Below are 18,534 nucleotides of genomic sequence, written 5' to 3'. Positions count from 1 at the left end.
CCCTATGCTCTCTGCAATCGAAATCTGTGCTGGTGGTGGTGGACAGGCCCTTGGTTTAGAGCAAGCCTGCTTTCAACAGGAAGTAGCAGTTGAACTTGATGCGGCTTGTTGTGCCACCCTGCGCCTCAATCGTCCACTGTGGCGCATTGTAGAGGGTGATGTCACAACGTTTAACGGCAAACCCTATGCTGGTGTCGATCTATTAGCCGGTGGGTTACCCTGTCCACCCTTTTCAAAAGCGGGCAAGCAGTTGGGTAGTCAAGATGAGCGCAATCTCTTCCCCGCAGCGTTGCGTCTCGTTGATGAGATACGACCGCGTGCGCTGATGATTGAGAATGTACGCGGCATCCTGGATCCCATTTTTGCCGATTATCGTCAGCAGATCATAAGCGAGCTACGCAAACTTGGTTATGAGATGGGCTGGCGTGTCTTTCATGCTTGCGATTTTGGCGTCCCCCAACTACGTCCACGCGTTGTATTTGTGGCTCTCCAGCATCATATCTATGATCACTTCACTTGGCCTAAAGGGCAAGGTATGGCACCAACTGTTGGTGCAGCCTTATATGACCTCATGGCTGCACGCGGATGGCTTGCTGCAGAACGCTGGCGGGAGCAAGCTTGTAACATTGCACCAACCATTGTTGGTGGGTCTAAGAAGCATGGTGGCCCCGATCTTGGGCCAACCCGTGCCAGAAAGGCATGGGCCGCTTTAGGCGTAGACGGCCTTGGTATTGCCGATGAGGCTCCAAATGCGGATTTTGTTGGTATGCCGCGCCTTACCGTACGGATGGTTGCACGCTTGCAAGGCTTTCCTGACAACTGGCAGTTCACGGGGCGCAAAACATCAGCCTATCGTCAAGTAGGCAATGCCTTTCCGCCCCCAGTTGCCCGTGCCGTCGCCATCCAGATCCGCGAAGCACTGCATGCACGGCGGATATATGCGATCAAGAGGGTAGGATGAACAACTCCTCCTCTACATTTTTTGCTGAATCGCGGCGTAGTTTTCATGCGGCACTGCTTGCAACCGTGCTACGCACCGATAGCGCTGGCATTCCCACCAATGCTGACAAAGATAGTCGTGTGAGCGTGGCAATTGCACAAGGCATCATAGAAATTTTGGGTGCTCAAAGCACTGGGGCTCGCCTAGCAGGACAAATGGCGGGAAGTCAGTTTGAAACTATCTGTAAAGGCTACCTCGAAGAGGTTTTCCCCCACTTGTATCATTTGCGCCCTGGTAGTTGGACTATCAGCAAAGGATTGGGTTCAGGTCGATTAGCCATCGCTAAGTTTGATCAGTATGCACACCTAGAGGCGCTTGATGCAGCCTCGAAAGCCAATCCACAACTTGCAGCCGCGTTAGGTAGTGACTATATTATTAAGCCCGATGTAGTTGTTATTCGCCATCCTGAGCTCGATACGACCATCAATGCTCATGAGTCACTGGTGGGTGACGATAGCGCACGCTTAAGTAGCCTACGTGCGACCAATAATGTGCTGCCGATCCTGCATGCCAGTATCTTGTGCAAGTGGACATTACGTAGTGATCGGGCACAAAATGCTCGCTCTGAAGGCTTGAATCTTGTGCGTAACCGTAAAGGTCGTCTGCCTCATGTTGCTGTAGTCATCGGTGAGCCTACGCCTAGTCGTATTGCATCTATTGCTTTAGGCACTGGCGATATAGATTGTGTCTACCATTTCGCCTTGCCTGAGTTGCTCACTACCGTGAAAGCGTTAGGTTATAGCGATGCTGAGGAGTTGCTCAACACCATGATTGATGGCAAACGTCTGCGTGATATTGCTGATCTACCGCTGGATTTGGTGATTTGAGCATCGTCCACTAATGGTATTATACCAATTACGCTTGAAGTGTTCTCATTGAGGTGCTATGTTCGGCAATCGGCAATCTACAATCTACAATCTGAAATGGTATGACTCACAGCCCCGCCACTACCTGCACCCGGCTGATCACTCCTAGCACTAAGTTCGGGAAGATGCCCAAGATGATCAGTCCGGCTACCGCTAGGCTTACGCTGGCTGTGATCGCTGGGGGGGCGCGCAAGGGTTCATTGCTGATCGGGGCTTCGATGAACATGGCTTTTAAGAGCCGTAGGTAGTAGTAGAGGCTGATGACTGTGGTAATGACTGCGACGACCACGAGCCACTCTGCGCCCGCTTGCCAGCCTACCATGAAGATGTAGAATTTGGCGAAGAAGCCGGCCAAGGGTGGAATGCCGGCCAACGAAAGCACACAGAGCGTTAGTAGGGTCGCCAAGAGCAGGTTGCGCTGCGCGAGGCCGTTTAGGTCGGCGATCTCTTCGCCGCCCACGGTCAGCATCACCGCCGCCAATGCGCCAAATGCGCCCACGTTGGTCAAGCTGTAGACGACGAGATAGTAGAGTAGCGCTACAGTCCCCTGGTCGCGGTCGAAGCCATGCGGCGAGGCCCAGGCGATGAGGCCCAACAAGAGGAAGCCTGCATGCGCGATGCTCGACCATGCCAACAGCCGTTTGGCGTTGGTCTGTGGTAGCGCCGCAAGGTTGCCAATGATCAGCGTGAGGAGCGCCAAGAGCGCCAAGAGCGCCGTCCATCCGCCCAGTTCGCTGCCGAGCGTTGCGCTGCCCGTCAAGCCGGGGAAGGCGACCGTGAGCAAGCGGAAGAGCAGGATGAAGCCCGCTGCCTTTGAGGCGGTGGAGATGAAGGCTGTCACTGGCGTCGGTGCCCCTTGGTAGACATCGGGCGACCAGCCGTGGAAGGGGACTACCCCCACCTTGTAGCCCATTCCAACCACGATGAAGATCATCGCCAGCATCAAGAGGCCCGTGCCCGCCTCCGGGTTGATCCGCGCCAACTCTGCAATCCGCTGGAACTGGGTCAGGTCGTTGCCGCCCATGCCCCCCGCCGCACTCGCCGCAAAGCCATAAGCCAAACTCATGCCATAGAGCAGAATCCCCGACGAGATTGCCCCAAAGAGGAAATATTTCATCCCCGCTTCAGCCGAGCGGGTGTCGTTGCGGTAGTAGCCCGCCAGCACATAGAGCGGAATACTGGTCAATTCCACCGCCAGATAGGCTATGATCAACTCATTTGCCCCGGCCATCAGACACATGCCCAGGGTCGCAAAGATGATCATCGCATAGAATTCAGCCGGATTGGCCTGCGGCAGATAGTCCAGACAGAGCATACTGGTCAGAAACGCCGCCCCAATCAGCATCAGACGCGCCACCATGGTCAGGTGGTCGGTCGCAAAAACCCCAATAATCGGCGCTCCGCCCGGGCCACCCGCCTGCAAATTACGCACAATATTGATCAGATAGTTCAGCAACGGATTGGACGACTCAGCCGTCGCCGCGACCGCCGTACCCGGCACATACCCACTCTGCACCAGCGCAATCACAAAGATCAAGCCCAGACCAATCGTCGTCAGCGAAGCCGACGAGCGCGCCCGCTCCAGCCGGGCAGCCGGACTACGCCCCCATTTCTCAAAGATGTCGGATCCCAGCACCATAAAGGCCAGGAAGAGCAGCAAGATTTCTGGCAAAATGCGCGGGATGTCGGTAATTTGGAACACCATGAACCTCTTTGTTAGGGGTAGTACTACAATTGTAACGACAACTATGTGACATTTCCCAGCCAGCGAATGTCAATGACCCGATTTTTCACAGCATTGAATAGTCGTTCGTCGGCTGTCCAAAACTCACAGGATAGGCGCTGCGCCAATGCTATGTATTGGGTGTCATATGCACGAGGACGATTGAATGTTTCAGCCAAATCATATGCTGATTCTAATAATGCGCTATCTTCATACAATGCCACGGGATACGCTAATAGGCGTGCGAGCATTCTCCGTCCATGTTCATGTGTCAGTCGTTGTTGGTAGACTGCTTTTCGTGCAACTGCTGTGATTTCCGAACGAAACAAGCGCGGCGCTGTGAGATTGGCTCCTGTTGATGCCCATGCAGATAGCACCTGTTTTGCTTGCATGTGAAGCGGTTCATCCGATAGCCCAAATGCAATCAAGATGTTTGCATCAATGACGATGATCATTCGTCTTCACCATCACGCAGATCACGCAGCACACCAATTGCATCCACAGCACCAAACACCACTCCGCTTGTTTGTAGTTCTTCTCGCAACGCTCCCATGTCGCGGAACCACGCATCGTAATCAAACGCACTGGTATCAGATGCTTCTATCACATCCAACTCCTGCACAATCAGCCTTCGCACCCGCTTTTGGGCGTCTATGTCCAGTTGATGGAATTTCTCAATGATCTCGTGTTCTAGCGTACTCATCACATGCCTCCCGCCTCCTACCGTTCTGCCACCACAACCCCCGTCAACTGCGTCACCACTGGGCGGACACCCGTATCAATCACTTCGGTCAGGATCGCGGGGTAGATGCCTACGGCTACCAGGATTACCGCAAGGATGATTGCGCCACTATATTCCTGCCAGGTTAGTTTGGGCAGGCGGTGGAACTCTGGGTTTTTTACTTCGCCATCAAAGACGGCCCAGACGGCCCGCAGGATGTATGCACCTGTGATTGGAATTGAGATAGCGGCGAGGATGGCAATCAGCGGGTATTTTTCCCAGACGCCGATGAAGATGGTGAATTCGGCCCAGAATCCGGCCAGCCCCGGCATGCCCATTGAGGAGAGCCCGCCCAGAATGAACATCCAGGCCGCAAAGGGCATCACTTTGAGCAAGCCGCCCAGTTCAGGCAATTGACGCGTGTGGGTGCGCTCGTAGACCATGCGCCCCACGACGGCAAAGAAGAGGGCGGTCATGATGCCGTGGGCAAACATTTGCAGCACTGCGCCGGTCAGGGCAATTTGGGTGCCCGCCGCAAGCGCCATCATCACGAGGCCCATGTGGCTTACCGAGGAGTAGCCAATGATATACTTTGCATCCCGTTGCACCATGGCAATTGTTGCGCCATAGAGCACGTTGAGCAGCGTGAGGACCGCAAAGAAGGGCAGCCAAGCCTCAGCGCCCGTCGGCATGAGCCACATGGCCGCCCGCAGACAGCCGTAGGCCCCCAGTTTCATCAGCACCCCGGCGTGCAACATACTCACCGCTGTGGGCGCGGCCACGTGGCCAGTGGGGCTCCAGGTGTGGAAGGGGAACATACCGGCTAGGATCGCAAAGCCGATGAAGAGCATCGGGAAGAAGATGCGTTGCAGATGGCCCGCTAGGGTCACATGTTCGGCCAGCACAAGCATATCGAAGGTACGTAGCCCCGAGCCAAAGTAGAGCGCCAGCATCGCAATGATCACCAAGGCACTCCCCGCCATCAGGAAGAGCGTCAGTTTCATCGCGCCATACTCTTTGCGCGTACTGCCCCAAATCCCGATCAGCAGGTACATCGGCAGTACGGCCAGTTCGTAGAAGACAAAGAAGAGGAAGAGATCGAGCGCCACAAAGACGCCATAGACCCCTGTGGTGAGCAGCAGCAGCAGCACCCAATACTCTTTGGTGCGCCGCTCAATATTCCAACTCATCAACGCGCCGGTGAAGATCACCACCCCATTGAGCACCAGCATCGGCAGACTAATGCCATCCACCCCGAGCAGGTAGCTAATCCCCAACTGCGGCATCCAATCCAGTCGCTCAACAAACTGGAAGCCCGCTTGTACCGGATCATACGCCAGGAACACCAGCAGCGACAGGATCAACGAAATCAGCGAAAAGCTTGCACCAACCCAGCGCATCGCCTCCTGCTGCTTCGCCGGAATCAGCGCAATGATCACCGCTGGCACAACCATGCTCAGCCAGATCAGGCTCAACCAAGGAATGTCGGGCGAAAGATTGAAAAGACCCATGAGCTTCCTATGTTAGAAACATTGCGCCTTTGCGCCTTTGCGTAGAGTTTCAGCACACTTTACCGTTTGATCTCCGACGGAGTGCCGACTTTAGTCGGCTGAGTTTGCGTAGGGTTTCAGCACACTTTACCGTTTGATCTCCGACGGAGTGCCGACTTTAGTCGGCTGAAGTCGTAGGTCGCCATTGGATGCCGACTAAAGTCGGCACTCCAACGGTAAAGTAGGTCGCCATTGGATGCCGACTAAAGTCGGCACTCCAACGGTAAAGCTGAAAGGCCGTTTCTGAAACCATCCCTTGCATCAAAAAACCTATCCTACCCCAGGAGACAACCTGTTCCTCTGTTCCCCTGTTCCCCTGTTCCTCTGTTCTTCATAGTTACGTCAAAATATGCTGAAACACCGCCACCAACTCCGTCGCCGCCGCGTTCGCCATGCCCATAAGCGGGGCCGGGTAGACCCCCAGGATCAGCAGGAGTGCCAGAATGGGCAGCATGGTGCCCAATTCCAGTGGGCGGAGATCGGGCATGGTGCGCCACTCTTCGTTCAGCGGCCCCAGGAAGAGGCGCTGGAACATCAACAGCAGTGCGAGGGCGGTCACCACGAGGCCAATCGTCGCCAGGGCGGTAAAGAGCGGCAGGGTGGCCCACGCCCCCCGGAAGATGAAGAACTCGCCGACGAACCCGGCCAGCCCTGGCAAGCCCAGGTTAGCAAACATGGCCGCGCCCATTACCCCAGCGAACGTTGGGGCGACCACGCGCAACCCACCGAAGTCGCTCAGGCTCCAGCTACCCGTGCGTGCATAGAGCGCCCCCGCCAGGTAGAAGAGCGCCCCAGTGCTAAGCCCGTGGGCCACCAGTTGCATCATCGCGCCATTGAGCGCAATGGCGCGGCTATCCTGCGTAGCCCCGCCGGGCAACGCTGCCGCTGCCGCAATTGCCAGCATCACATAGCCCATGTGGTTGATCGAGGTATAGGCAATCAGCCGTTTGATGTCGCCGCCAATATTGGCCAACGCCCCAAACGCCCCGGCCACAATCCCCACCAGCGCAAGGCCACCCATCACCGGCGCGAAATACTGGCTCGCATCGGGCACCAAGGGCAGCATCAGGCGCAACATGCCATAGGCACCCATTTTGCTCATCACCGCACTAAGCAGAATACTGCCCGCAATCGGCGCTTCGCAATAGGCATCGGGCAGCCACGTATGGAACGGCCAGACCGCCAGTTTCACCGCGAAGGCAATGAAGATCGCCCAGAACGCGATGCTCGTATAGAGCAACGGGTAGCGCCCCAACACGTTGGTCACCCCCAAATGCTCCATATAGCCAAAGAGAATCTCGCGCAGGTTGCCCGTGACCCCTTCAACCGGCAGGCCACGCCCCACCCGGCCCAGATCAATCAGGTCAAAGGTCGGCACACCCACCTGGCGCATCGCCAAATAGATCACCTGGAAGAGCAGCAGCAGCCCCACCGAACCAGCCATCGTATAGACAAAGAACTTAAATGCGGCATAGTGCCGGTTCTCGCGCCCCCAACTTTGGATCAGGAAATAGGCCGGAACAAGGCTAAATTCCCAGAAGATAAAGAAGAAGAAGAAATCGAGCGCCAAAAAGAAACCGAGCATCGCCGTTTGCAGCATCAGCAAGAGCGCATAGTGAACCTTAACGCGCTCGCGTATATCCCACGAGGCCAACGCCGCTACGGGGGCCATCACCACCGTCAGCAGCACCAGCGGCAAGCTCAAGCCATCCACACCGAGAAAATAATCCACCCGAATCGCATTGATCCAAGGGAACTTCTCGACCAACTGCACCACCCCCTGACCTGCTGCGGTCAGGCTGGGATCGAAGCGCGCCCAGACAAGCGCAGCCAGCGCGAGCGGCACCCCCATCCATGCCGTCACGCCCAAGCGCACAACGCGATCATCGAGGCGCAGCAGAGCCGCCAAGCCCACCAACAGCACCCCCACCAACGGCGACAACAAGAGCAGTGTCAGCCAAGGGATGCCATCCGGTGCGGCCATCAGGTAGTTGGGAAGATCCATGAGCTAGTTCCATGATAAGGCGGTAATCTTGCATCCTGGCTCTCAGGTAGAGAGTTTTTGAAGAGATACAGAGGTTTTTTCACCACAGAGACACAGAGAACACAGAGAGAGATGTTATGGTAAAGCAATCACCGTGTAGACACCTCCCGACCTCAAAACCTCTGTGTCCTCGGTGCCTCTGTGGTGAACATCTCTGTACCTCACCCAAAAGTTCCCCGCATCCCTCAAAGCACATACAACCAGAGCAACGCCAACACCAACGCCCCACCAAAAACATAGACCAAATAGTCTTGGGCTTTGCCCGTCTGAATGCGGCGGGTACGCTTACCAGTGGCTACGGTTCCGTCGGCTACCGCATCGGGGCCATCATTGAAGAGTGTATCGTCTACAATGAAATTGACCTTGCCGACGCCCATGGTGACAGAGCCAACCCCATTCACGATGCGATCAACTACGTTGCGATCAAGCCAAGCCCATGCCAGCGCGAGCAGCGCCGTGGTGCGGATGACCGTCGCCTGGTAGAGTTCATCAATGCGATACTTCTCGTGCAGCAGCTTAAAGAGCGCCGGGGCACGCAGATCGAGCGGATCGCGTTCATCGGCGCGGCTAAAAGCCTTGCTGTAGAGCGCCCAGCCCGCTGCGATGCCGCCAAAGGCGATCAGCAGCGAAATGCCCGCAACTAGGAAGCTAAAGGCTACCGCCTTCTGCCCCCAAATATCACTCAACCAATGGCCGATTGGCCCCCCAAAGGGCAGATTGAACATACCCGCTGTTACGGCAAAGCTGGCCAAGATCACCAGTGGCGCAATCATGCGCGGATCTTCGTGCCAGTGTGCGCCGGTGTTCATATGGCCATGGCCGTGATCATCATGCTCGTGGCCATGGTCAGCGTGGCCGTGGGCGTGATGGCTGTGCGCCGCACGCTCAGGATTCTGGTAGACCACCGGCGTATCGCCGCGATATGCACCAAAGAAGACCAGATACCACTGGCGTGTCATGTAGAAAGCGGTGAGGAAAGCGGCCAGCGCCAGCACCGTAAAGACCACCCAATGGCCACCTTTGAAGGCATCGGCCAGAATCTCGTCCTTACTCCAGAAACCAGCGAAGGGCACCACCCCAGCCAGCGCCAAAAAGCCCATCGTATAGGTCCAGAAGGTCCAAGGCAGGCGCGTGCGTAGTCCCCCCATATTACGAATATCCTGCGCCGTCTGCTGGGCGGCATACTCATCCTTATGGTGCAACGCGGCAATCTTCGGGGTCGCCTCCATCGCGTGGATGATCGAACCGGAACCGAGGAAGAGGAGTGCCTTAAAGAAGGCGTGGGTCAGCAGGTGGAACATACCGGCCACCCAGCCGCCGATGCCCAAGACCGCCACCATAAAGCCTAGTTGCGAGAGGGTCGAGTAGGCGAGGATGCGCTTAATATCGTACTGCGCCACGGCAATCGTCGCCGCAAAGAGCGCGGTGAAGGCACCGATGATCGAGACAACGAGCAGGGCCGTACCATCATCAGCAGTGAAGATGGGGAAGGTACGGGCAACGAGGAAGACCCCCGCCGAGACCATGGTTGCCGCGTGGATCAATGCCGAAACGGGGGTTGGCCCCTCCATCGCATCGGGCAACCAGACGTGCAGCGGAAACTGGGCGCTCTTGCCGACGGTACCCGCAAAGATCAGCAGCGCAATCACCGTCGCGTGGCTCAGACCCAAAAAGCCCGTCTCGCTCCCAAGGCGCTGGAGTAACTCAGGATCAAAGATTTCACCGGGGCCATTGCCAAAGGCAAGGCTGCCCGCCTGGGTATAGAGATAGACGAGACCAAGGAGCAGCAGCACATCACCGATGCGCGTAGTAATAAACGCCTTCACCGCCGCCCGATAGGCTTGGGGCCGCTCATAGAGGAAGCCAATCAACAGATAGGAGCAGAGGCCCATCACCTCCCAAGCCATAAAGAAGAGCAGCAGATTATCGGCCATGCTCATCAGCAGCATCGCCGCCGTAAAGAGCGAAATAAAGCTAAAGAAGCGGCTCTGGCGCGGATTGGCCGCCATATAACCCAGGCTAAAGAGGTGGATACAGAAGGAGGTGATCGTCACCATGGCCAGCAACGCTGCTACCGGCGTATCCACATAGAAACCCATGCTGAAGACGCTGTCGCCCATTGGTGCCCAGGCAAACCGCTGCACCAGATTGGGTTCTGGGAACTGGAAGGGCTGCGCGTATGCCTCAGCGTTCCCATCGGCGGGCGAAGCCACCTCAAGCTGCCCCACCTGCCCTTGGTAGAGCGTATGGCCCTGGGCACTCGCCGCGAGCAAGCCAACCGCCAGCAGCGCCGCCACCCCCATCAGCACAATTGCCGTCCAGCCGCTCGCCGCCTTACTCTGGCGCAGCGGCGTAAAGGTAATCAAGGCGCACCCCAAGAGCGGCAGAACGGGGATAAGCCATGCGTATTGGAGGAAAAAGGCCATTGGGTACTCCAGCAGGGATGTTAGGATGCGGGATGCGGGATGCGAGGATGCGGGATGCGGGATGCGAGGATGCGGGATTACCGCTGCTTCGCCTCATCGCTGCTTCGCCTCATCGCCTCACCCCTTCATCGAATCAACATTATCCACATTCGAGGTCAACCATGTGCGATAGACCGCAATAATCAAAGCCAAACCGACCGCCGCCTCAGCAGCAGCCACCGTAATGATAAAGATCACAAAGGTCAGCCCCCCGGTAAACCCCGGCTCCAAATAGCGCCAGAAGGCCACCAGATTGATATTGACCGCATTGAGCATCAACTCAACGCCAATCAGCACCCCAACCATACTGCGGCGGGCCAGGGCACCAAACAGGCCAATGCAGAAGAGGGTGGCAGCGACAACCAGAACAGCTTCAAGGGGAATGGCTTGGGTCATGGGTTTACCCTGAGAACAGAGGAACGGAGGAACAGGGGAACAGGGGAACGGAGGAACGAAGGAACAGGGGAACGGAAGAACAGCAGAACAGAGGAACGGAGGAACGAAGGAACAGGGGAACGTCTATGGGTTTTCATCTGTTCTCCTGCTCTTCTGTTCCTCTGTTCTTCTGAGGAACAGGGGAACGTCTATGGGTTTTCATCTGTTCTCCTGCTCTTCTGTTCCTCTGTTCTTCTGAGGAACAGAGGAACAGGGGAACGTCTATGGGTTTTCATCTGTTCTCCTGCTCTTCTGTTCCTCTGTTCTTCTTCTGCTCCCGCAACGCATGCTCCTCCGCCAAGGTTAAGACGCGGCGGCGGCGGGCGCGTTCTTCAAAAGCAATCACAATAGCGCCAATCAGGGCCATCGTGAGCAGCACACCAGTCACTTGGAAGTGGAGCAGATAGACAAAGACAAAATCGCGGCCCAACTCAGCGGCACCAGCCAGTGGTTCGGCAGGCAGGTCACTCCCTTCAGCGATCACCGGCGGGGGCACATTCCAGTTATGACTGAGCAGCGTCGGCACCAACACCGTAGCAAAGAGCGCCACACAGATCGCAATCGTGACCCAGAGGCGCCACCCTGTCACCAAATGGCGCGCACCCTCAATCTGACGGGTGAGCATGATCGCAAAAAGGATCAGGATCGAAACCGCACCCACATAGATCAGCACCTGCACCACAGCGATAAATTCCGCCTCAAGCAGCAGGTAGAGCGCCCCAACGCCAAAGAAGCATGCGATCAGCCAGAGGGCCGCGTGAATAATATTGCGTACTGTCACCGCCATCATCGCCGCACCGACAATGAGGGCCGAAAGAAGACCAAAAATGACCTGGATCAGGATATTCATAGGCTCATCACCGCGACATGGCGGCCAGATCGCGTAACTCCTCCAATTCGAGTCTACTCCGCGCAGCCTGCGAGGCTGCGTAGATACGCGCCATCATAATATAGGTTGCCAGATTGATGATCAGGGTCAGCGCAAAGGCCACACCCCAGCGCACGCCTGCCGACCAGCCCTCAATGAAGGCCAAGCCCTCCGCCGCGCCCCAGCGGGTCAGCCCCACCCAGATCGCCGCACTGAGCATATTGACCAGCGTGAGCGGAATGAGAAACTTCCAACCAAAGTCCATCAGTTGGTCAACACGCAGACGCGGATAGGCGCCACGAATCCAGATCATCACAAAGAAGAAGAAGTAGGTCTTGGCGAGGAAGTAGAAGACCCCCAGCACGCCGGCCAGCACATTGAAGAGCCACATGCCTTCAGGGTTAGCGGGCGAAATGGCTTGGCTATAGAGCCAATTGACCCCCGGCCCCTGCCAGCCCCCAAAGAAGATAATCGCGGTCATGCCACAGAGCAAGAAGTTGAGCACATACTGAGCCAGGTAGAAGAGGCCAAACTTCATGCCACTATACTCGGTCATATAGCCAGCGACAATCTCGGAGTCGGCTTCGGGAATATCAAAGGGCGTGCGTTCACCCTCAGCCAGCGCAGCGATAAAGAAGCAGAAGAAGGCCAAAAAACCCACCGGCGTAAAGATGAACCAACCCAAGCCCCAATCGGGCACACCGGGCAGATCAACGCTATTGATAAAGAGGCCCGCCTGGGCATCAATGATACTCACAATCGAGAGCGTGCCGGTAATCATCACAATCGCGAGCAGGCTCAAGATCGCCGGAATCTCATAGCTCACCATCTGGGCCACAGAACGCATTGCGCCAAGCAGGGCAAACTTATTATTGGAGGCCCAGCCGGCCATCATGAGGCCAACCGCACTGATCGAAGAGATAGCAAAGAAGAAGAGCAGCCCCACATTGAGGTCAACCGGCACCATGCCCGGCCCCCAGGGCACCACCGCAAACATAAACATCGTTGGTGCCACCACCACACAAGGGGCAATCAGGTGTACCCAGCGGTCAGCCGCCTTCGGCACAATATCCTCTTTGGTAAACATCTTGACCCCATCGGCTATCGGCTGAAAGATACCCTCGGGGCCGACGCGATTAGGCCCAACGCGATCCTGCATGCGCGCAATCGCCCGCCGCTCATAGTAGGTCAAAAAGAGCATCTGGAAAGGCGCAACCGCAAAGAGGATCGCAGCCACCGCCGCATGACCGATGAGACTGATCAACCATGTCGGCCAGTTGAAGCCAAAGACCACGTTGATCAGGTTGTAGAGCATATCGTACATAGAGTTAGGAAATAGAAAATTAGGATATTAGGAAATAGGATGCGGTAATAAACATAATTCCTGTCCGCCCATGAAAGCCGGTGGATAAGGGCCATCCAAGGCATTCCAACAATACTATTCGTCTTCAGACGCCTTCTTCGCTGCATTCTTAGCGCGAATCGCGGCGAGGCGAGCAGCTTTATCGTCGGCAGGTGGTGCGGTCTCGGCTTCGGCAGCGGGCGCAGCGCCTTCAGCCGCCTTCTTCGCCGCATTTTTGGCGCGAATGGCAGCAAGTTTAGCCGCTTTATCATCGGCAGGGGGCGCGGTCTCGGCTTCGGCAGTGGGCGCAGCATCTTCAGCCGCTTTTTTTGCTGCATTTTTGGCGCGAATGGCAGCAAGTTTAGCCGCTTTATCATCGGCGGGCGGAGCGGACTCAGGGGGGGGCGGGGTTTCGCCTTTGGCCGCCGCATTCTTGGCGCGGATGGCGGCCAATTTGGCCGCTTTGGCCTCGGCGGGCGACATGCCTTCTGTAGCAGGCGGGGCAGCTTCAGGCGGCGCGGTTTGGCCTTTGGCGGCGGCGTTTTTGGCCTTGATCGCCGCCAATTTGGCCGCCTTCTCTTCGGGGCTGAGCTTACGTGCTTCGCCGGGGGCGGCTGCGGGCGCTGCGGCAGGCGGGGGCGCGGCAGCCGCCTGCGCGGCCAATTCACGCCGCCGCGCTTCGATCTTCTCGGTGAGCTGCGGGGCCAGACCGATCACATCGGGGCGGCGCTTCACGCTCCCCTCAAGCTTCTTCATCGCGCCGGCCTCGGCTGCGGCCCAGAAGCTGGGCGCAAGCTGCTGGTAGTAGCTAATCGGGCGCAACAGAGCTTGTTTATGCGTCGTTAACCCGGGATGATCAGCGGTTGAAAGCTCAAAGTTGTGATCCATCTTAATAGCATCGAAGGGGCAAACCTCGGCGCAAAAGCCACAACTCATGCACGCATCATACTCGATGATAAACTCAGCCACTGCTGGTACCGGCTTCCCCGTTGTAGGATCCTTCGCCTGGGTCATGTGAATAACCTGAGGCGGACAGATGCGCTGACACTGGAAGCACGATGTACACAACTCGTGACCGCTCTCATCATCGTAGAGCAGAATGGGCATATTGCGATAGGCTTCGGGAAGTTTGGGTTGCTGATCGGGATATTCCTCGGTGAAAGTGCCATGAATATCGCTAAAATCACGGTTTTTGCGAAACGACTCGCGCCAATGCGTCCAGATGACGGCCAAGCCGTCGAGCATTGCACCCCCAGGCAGGAGGCGCTGCTTACGGGCACCACGGGTAACTGCAACGATGTTTCCACGATCTATCTGGATGGCCATGATTCTGTGTATTTCTAGCAAGAAAGAACAGATGAACAAACGAACAAATGAACAAACGAACAAACGAACAAATGAACAAATGAACAAATGAACAAATGAACAAATGAACAAATGAACAAATGAACAAACGAACAAATGAACAAACGAACAAATGAACAAACGAACAAATGAACAAACGAACAAATGAACAAACGAACAAATGAACAAACGAACAGACACCAAACTATAGGATTTTTTCTGTTTTCCTGTTCTTCTGTTCTCCTGTTCTCCTGTTCTTCCGTTCTTCCGTTCCTCTGTTCTCCTCCGCTACCGATCAACCTCACCCATCACAATATCAATACTCCCCAAAATCACGACCACATCAGCGACCTTATAGCCACGGCACATATCGCCCAGGGGGGTAAGGTTGATGAAGGAGGGGGCGCGGATTTTGTAGCGATAGGGTTTTGTGCTACCGTCACTGACCAGATAGAAGCCCAATTCGCCCTTGGGCGATTCAATGCGGGCATAGACATCACCCACGGGGGGGCGCACATTCTGGCGCGCTTTGGGGTTGATGTGGCCGCCCTGGGCATCGGGCAACTGTTCGAGAACCTGTTCGATGATCCGCTTACTCTGGCGCATCTCCTCAACGCGCACCAAGAAGCGATCATAGACATCGCCCACCGTCCCAATCGGCACATCAAAATCAAAGCGGTCGTAGATGCTATAGGGTTCAGCCTTACGCACATCGTAGGCGATCCCAGAGCCACGCAGTACCGGGCCGGTGACGCTGTAGGCGAGGGCGAGATCGGGGGGCAGGATGCCGATGCCCTCGGCGCGCTGCATCAGAATCTCATTATCGCGCAGCAAGCGCTCCATTTCGTCTACGAAGGCGGGCATCGCACGGAGCAGATCCTTGAGGCGCGGCATAAAATCGGGCGGCAGATCGCGGGCCACCCCGCCGAAGCGGAAATAGTTGCACATCAAGCGCGCACCAGAGGCCGACTCAAAGAGATCAAGAATCTTCTCGCGCTCGCGCATCCCAAAGGCCAACTGGGTCTGCCACATCCCCATATCATTGATCAGAAAACCCAAGGCCCCGGCATGATTGAGAATGCGGGTCAACTCAACCATCAGCACGCGGATATACTCAGCGCGTTCGGGAACCTCAATGCCCACCAACTTCTCGACCGCCATCGCATAGGCTTGATTATTGGCCATCGAATTAAAATAATCAAGGCGGTCGGTATAGGGCATATTCTGCAGGTAGGTATTCTGCTCGGCAATCTGTTCGTGGTTGCGGTGCAAGTAGCCGAAGACCGGCTTGAGATCGATAATCGTCTCACCGTCAACGGTGACAAGCATACGAAACACGCCGTGGGTGGACGGGTGTTGCGGGCCGATATTGATCTGGAGCTCTTCGGTCTTTAGCATACTGCTTCGCTGTGGCTAACTGAGAGGATATGAGAGAACCGGGTTCTCTCATGCTCACTTACTCATCCTCACCAATATACTTATCACCCTGTTTAGGAAAATCTTTACGCATCGGAAAACCCTCAAACTCATCCCAAAGATAGATGCGGCGCAAGAAGGGGTGATCGGTAAAGATAATCCCATAGAGGTCAAAGGCTTCACGTTCGTGGAAATTAGCCCCAGGCCAGACCGGGGTCAAGGCCGGAACTTCAGGGGTATCACGGGGAACCCGGATTTTAAGCACGAGGGCAGGGCCGCCTTCCACATGGTAGAAGCGGTAGCCCAACTCAAAGAGATCATCAGCGATATAGTCTACAACCGCAATATCGGAGAGATAGGCATAGCCAAGTGTATCGCGCAGATAGAGGGCAGCAGCAATAAGGTGTTCAGGGGCGATGAGGGTATCATCGGTCACAAAACCAGTTGTTTTGGCCCCGTGGGCCGCTTTGACCTTGAGCGGAGCGGGCTCAACGAGCGCATCCGGCAGATCATTCTGCATCCGTTCACGCAATGCTGCGGCATCAAGCCTTGTCATCACCCACCTCATCGCGCTTCAGATCATTGGCGGCAATTTCGGGGGCGATGCCACGCGCCTTGAGGGCATGCTCCAACTCCACCGTAGCGTCCATAATCGGGAAGTGGCGCACAATCTCAGGATGCTCAATCTGGCCCGTCTTGATCTCACCAAACTCGGGGGCACTATAGGGACTCAGGAGGGGCAGGCCACCCACCGGATCGATCAGCGCCCCATCAACCTCAAGCCCCTTCGCGCCAAAGGTGGGCACCGGGAAATCGCTGGTTTGGGGCTTATCGCCCGCACCATACCAACGCACGCGCCCAAGCTTCTGGCGATCAATCTGGTCTTGGAGCGTCATCAGGGCATGGAGCAACGCTTCGGGGCGGGGGGGGCACCCGGGGACATAGACATCCACCGGGATGAGCAGGTCAATCCCGCGCAGCACATTGTAGCCATCGCGGAACGGGCCACCGGAGGTAGCACAAGCCCCCATCGAAATGACATAGCGCGGCTCGGCCATCTGGTTATAGAGACGCACCACCTGGGGGGCCATCTTCTTCGTGACCGTACCAGCCACAATCATCAGATCGGCTTGGCGCGGCGAAGCGCGGAAAAGTTCAGCCCCAAAGCGGGCAACATCATAGCGACTCAGGCCAAAGGCCATCATCTCAATCGCGCAGCAGGCCAAACCAAACGCCATCGGCCAGATCGAAGAGCGCCGCCCCCAGTTGTAGAAGCGATTGAGCGTAGACAGGAAAACACCCTGTCGTTCTAGATCAAGCTGGATCTCTTGCTCATCAGGCATGGGAGATCAATTTCCAGGGGCGGGCTCGACGCAAAGCCGAGTTCCGGCCCGCTACACCCACTCAAGGGCGCCCTTGCGCCACTCGTAGACGAGGCCAGCAAACAGCATGAGCAGAAAGACCGTGGCGGCGGTAAAGCCATAGAGCCCCAACTGGTTAAACGCCACAGCCCAGGGGTAGAGTAAGACCACCTCAATATCAAAGATCACAAACGCAAGCGCATAGAGGTAGTACTGCACCTTAAACTGCATGCGCATATCGCCCATAGCCTCTAGGCCACACTCATAGGTAGACTGCTTGATCGGCGTGGGGCGTTTTGGGCGCAGCAGGAAGGCGAGTACCAGCGGTGCAAGCGGAAAGCTCACGGCTGCAACAAAGAAGATGCCAATAAAGGCGTAGTTCGCAAGCATTGCGCTCCTCGTGGCTATGATCTCTTGCAGTTTGGACAATCGGCAGTATAGCACAATTTTGGCATGCTTGATGCGTATGCTCAGCCCCTTCGCTTGACGAAATCCCCTGATAGGAGTATAGTACCCTAGTAGTTCTAGTATGAACTACTGAGATACAGACTGTTTATTACCATGAAAATACTTGATCAACTCGCAGCTCTTGGAATGACCGAATATGAGGCGAAAGTCTATTTAACGCTGCTGAGTGAAAATCCGGCTACCGGCTATCAGATTAGCAAACATTCAGGTGTACCGCGCTCGATGGTGTACGAGGCGTTGGGGCGTTTGGAGGCGCGTGGTGCGGCGCTCAAATCTGAGGAAGAGAAGGCGACCCTCTATCGTCCTGTTTCGCCGGTGCTCTTGCTCGACCGCTACGAGCGTGAGGCGCGTGAGCGGGTAGCGGCGTTGCGTAGCGATCTGTTGCCGCTGTATCACCATGAGAAGACGGGACGGCTCTGGAACTTTAGTGGCCGCAGGGAAGCCTTGGCCTACGCTGGCGACCTGATTGATGCCGCTCAACGCGAGCTCATGCTGGTCTTTGCCGATGCCGATATTGTGGCGCTGCGGCAACGGCTTGAGAGCGCCCACGAGCGCGGCGTGGCGCTGGGCGTAATTCTCACGGGTGACACCGCTTTTGAGCTTGGTCAAGTGGTACGCCATCCCAAGCGCGAAACGGAACTGCACCGCATGCAAGAGACGCTCATTGTAGTTGCCGATGAGAGCGAGTTCCTGATCGCAAGTGGCCATACGGTCACGTCAGCAACCGTGACCACCAACCCCAACATGGTACTCATTGCCCGCCAATTCATTTGGATGGAGTTGTTTGCCCAGCGCATCTTTGCCCGCCTAGAGCCAGAGATGCTGGCGCAACTCTCGCCTGAGGATCGCCAAGTGCTGCGTTAGGCTATAGTCTTTCAGATAATGTTTCTGGAACCTCAAGGATCGTGGGAGGGGTTCGGGGAGGGCTTCG

17 protein-coding genes are annotated in these 18,534 nt (G+C 56.3%); 3 read left to right on the top strand and 14 right to left on the bottom strand.

The genetic code is table 11. The features are described from left to right. Positions 1 to 4: 4 nt before the first annotated feature. Both CJ255_RS24365 and CJ255_RS05815 read left to right on the top strand, forming a co-directional pair. Positions 5 to 961: a DNA cytosine methyltransferase gene (locus tag CJ255_RS24365; protein ID WP_097643150.1), complete on the top strand. Its 957-nt coding sequence runs from the start codon at positions 5 to 7 to the stop codon at positions 959 to 961. Then, positions 958 to 1,827 carry an NgoMIV family type II restriction endonuclease gene (locus CJ255_RS05815; RefSeq protein ID WP_097643149.1) on the top strand — a complete coding sequence of 290 codons (870 nt, stop codon included), beginning with the start codon at positions 958 to 960 and terminating at the stop codon, positions 1,825 to 1,827. The genes CJ255_RS24365 and CJ255_RS05815 overlap by 4 nt, the downstream gene beginning before the upstream one ends. 106 nt (positions 1,828 to 1,933) lie before the next feature. Here CJ255_RS05815 and CJ255_RS05810 read toward each other — a convergent pair whose 3' ends face one another. The 14 genes from CJ255_RS05810 to CJ255_RS05740 form a co-directional block, all read right to left on the bottom strand. Next, positions 1,934 to 3,568 (bottom strand): NADH-quinone oxidoreductase subunit N, encoded by a 1,635-nt coding sequence (locus tag CJ255_RS05810; RefSeq protein ID WP_097643187.1) that lies wholly within the window; start codon positions 3,566 to 3,568, stop codon positions 1,934 to 1,936. A gap of 44 nt (positions 3,569 to 3,612) precedes the next feature. After that, positions 3,613 to 4,044, bottom strand: a complete 432-nt coding sequence (locus tag CJ255_RS05805; protein WP_097643148.1) for a type II toxin-antitoxin system VapC family toxin — start codon at positions 4,042 to 4,044, stop codon at positions 3,613 to 3,615. Further along, positions 4,041 to 4,292, bottom strand: a complete 252-nt coding sequence (locus tag CJ255_RS05800) for a hypothetical protein (protein ID WP_097643147.1) — start codon at positions 4,290 to 4,292, stop codon at positions 4,041 to 4,043. The genes CJ255_RS05805 and CJ255_RS05800 overlap by 4 nt, the downstream gene beginning before the upstream one ends. Before the next feature lie 17 nt (positions 4,293 to 4,309). Beyond that, positions 4,310 to 5,821 (bottom strand): complex I subunit 4 family protein, encoded by a 1,512-nt coding sequence (locus CJ255_RS05795; RefSeq protein WP_097643146.1) that lies wholly within the window; start codon positions 5,819 to 5,821, stop codon positions 4,310 to 4,312. Positions 5,822 to 6,197: 376 nt separating this feature from the next. Continuing rightward, the gene (locus CJ255_RS05790; protein ID WP_097643145.1) at positions 6,198 to 7,865 is read right to left on the bottom strand and encodes a complex I subunit 4 family protein; all 1,668 of its coding nucleotides are present in this window, start codon (positions 7,863 to 7,865) and stop codon (positions 6,198 to 6,200) included. Between the two features lie 224 nt (positions 7,866 to 8,089). Further along, on the bottom strand, positions 8,090 to 10,330 hold the full coding sequence (nuoL, locus tag CJ255_RS05785; RefSeq protein ID WP_097643144.1) for an NADH-quinone oxidoreductase subunit L: 2,241 nt from the start codon (positions 10,328 to 10,330) through the stop codon (positions 8,090 to 8,092). A gap of 117 nt (positions 10,331 to 10,447) precedes the next feature. Continuing rightward, a complete protein-coding gene (nuoK, locus tag CJ255_RS05780) occupies positions 10,448 to 10,765 on the bottom strand; it encodes an NADH-quinone oxidoreductase subunit NuoK (RefSeq protein WP_097643143.1) in 318 nt (105 codons plus the stop codon). Between the two features lie 271 nt (positions 10,766 to 11,036). Beyond that, positions 11,037 to 11,654, bottom strand: a complete 618-nt coding sequence (locus tag CJ255_RS05775) for an NADH-quinone oxidoreductase subunit J family protein (RefSeq protein WP_097643142.1) — start codon at positions 11,652 to 11,654, stop codon at positions 11,037 to 11,039. 7 nt (positions 11,655 to 11,661) lie between these two features. Beyond that, entirely contained in the window at positions 11,662 to 12,987 is a 1,326-nt protein-coding gene (nuoH, locus tag CJ255_RS05770) for an NADH-quinone oxidoreductase subunit NuoH (RefSeq protein ID WP_245863213.1), read from the bottom strand. A 123-nt stretch (positions 12,988 to 13,110) separates the two neighbouring features. After that, on the bottom strand, positions 13,111 to 14,340 hold the full coding sequence (locus CJ255_RS05765) for a 4Fe-4S dicluster domain-containing protein (protein WP_097643186.1): 1,230 nt from the start codon (positions 14,338 to 14,340) through the stop codon (positions 13,111 to 13,113). Between the two features lie 306 nt (positions 14,341 to 14,646). Then, on the bottom strand, positions 14,647 to 15,756 hold the full coding sequence (locus tag CJ255_RS05755) for an NADH-quinone oxidoreductase subunit D (protein ID WP_097643140.1): 1,110 nt from the start codon (positions 15,754 to 15,756) through the stop codon (positions 14,647 to 14,649). A gap of 58 nt (positions 15,757 to 15,814) precedes the next feature. Further along, the gene (locus tag CJ255_RS05750; protein ID WP_097643139.1) at positions 15,815 to 16,330 is read right to left on the bottom strand and encodes an NADH-quinone oxidoreductase subunit C; all 516 of its coding nucleotides are present in this window, start codon (positions 16,328 to 16,330) and stop codon (positions 15,815 to 15,817) included. Next, on the bottom strand, positions 16,317 to 17,117 hold the full coding sequence (locus tag CJ255_RS05745) for an NADH-quinone oxidoreductase subunit B (RefSeq protein ID WP_097643138.1): 801 nt from the start codon (positions 17,115 to 17,117) through the stop codon (positions 16,317 to 16,319). Before CJ255_RS05745 ends, CJ255_RS05750 begins: the two co-directional genes overlap by 14 nt. Before the next feature lie 51 nt (positions 17,118 to 17,168). After that, positions 17,169 to 17,525: an NADH-quinone oxidoreductase subunit A gene (locus CJ255_RS05740; protein WP_097643137.1), complete on the bottom strand. Its 357-nt coding sequence runs from the start codon at positions 17,523 to 17,525 to the stop codon at positions 17,169 to 17,171. A 171-nt stretch (positions 17,526 to 17,696) separates the two neighbouring features. Between CJ255_RS05740 and CJ255_RS05735 the strand changes: the two genes are divergently transcribed. Further along, the gene (locus tag CJ255_RS05735) at positions 17,697 to 18,467 is read left to right on the top strand and encodes a TrmB family transcriptional regulator (RefSeq protein WP_097643136.1); all 771 of its coding nucleotides are present in this window, start codon (positions 17,697 to 17,699) and stop codon (positions 18,465 to 18,467) included. The last annotated feature ends 67 nt before the right edge of the window (positions 18,468 to 18,534 follow it).

The organism is Candidatus Viridilinea mediisalina (genome assembly GCF_002532535.1).
Lineage (GTDB): Bacteria > Chloroflexota > Chloroflexia > Chloroflexales > Chloroflexaceae > Viridilinea > Viridilinea mediisalina.
This window is presented reverse-complemented; position numbering and strand designations above follow the sequence as displayed.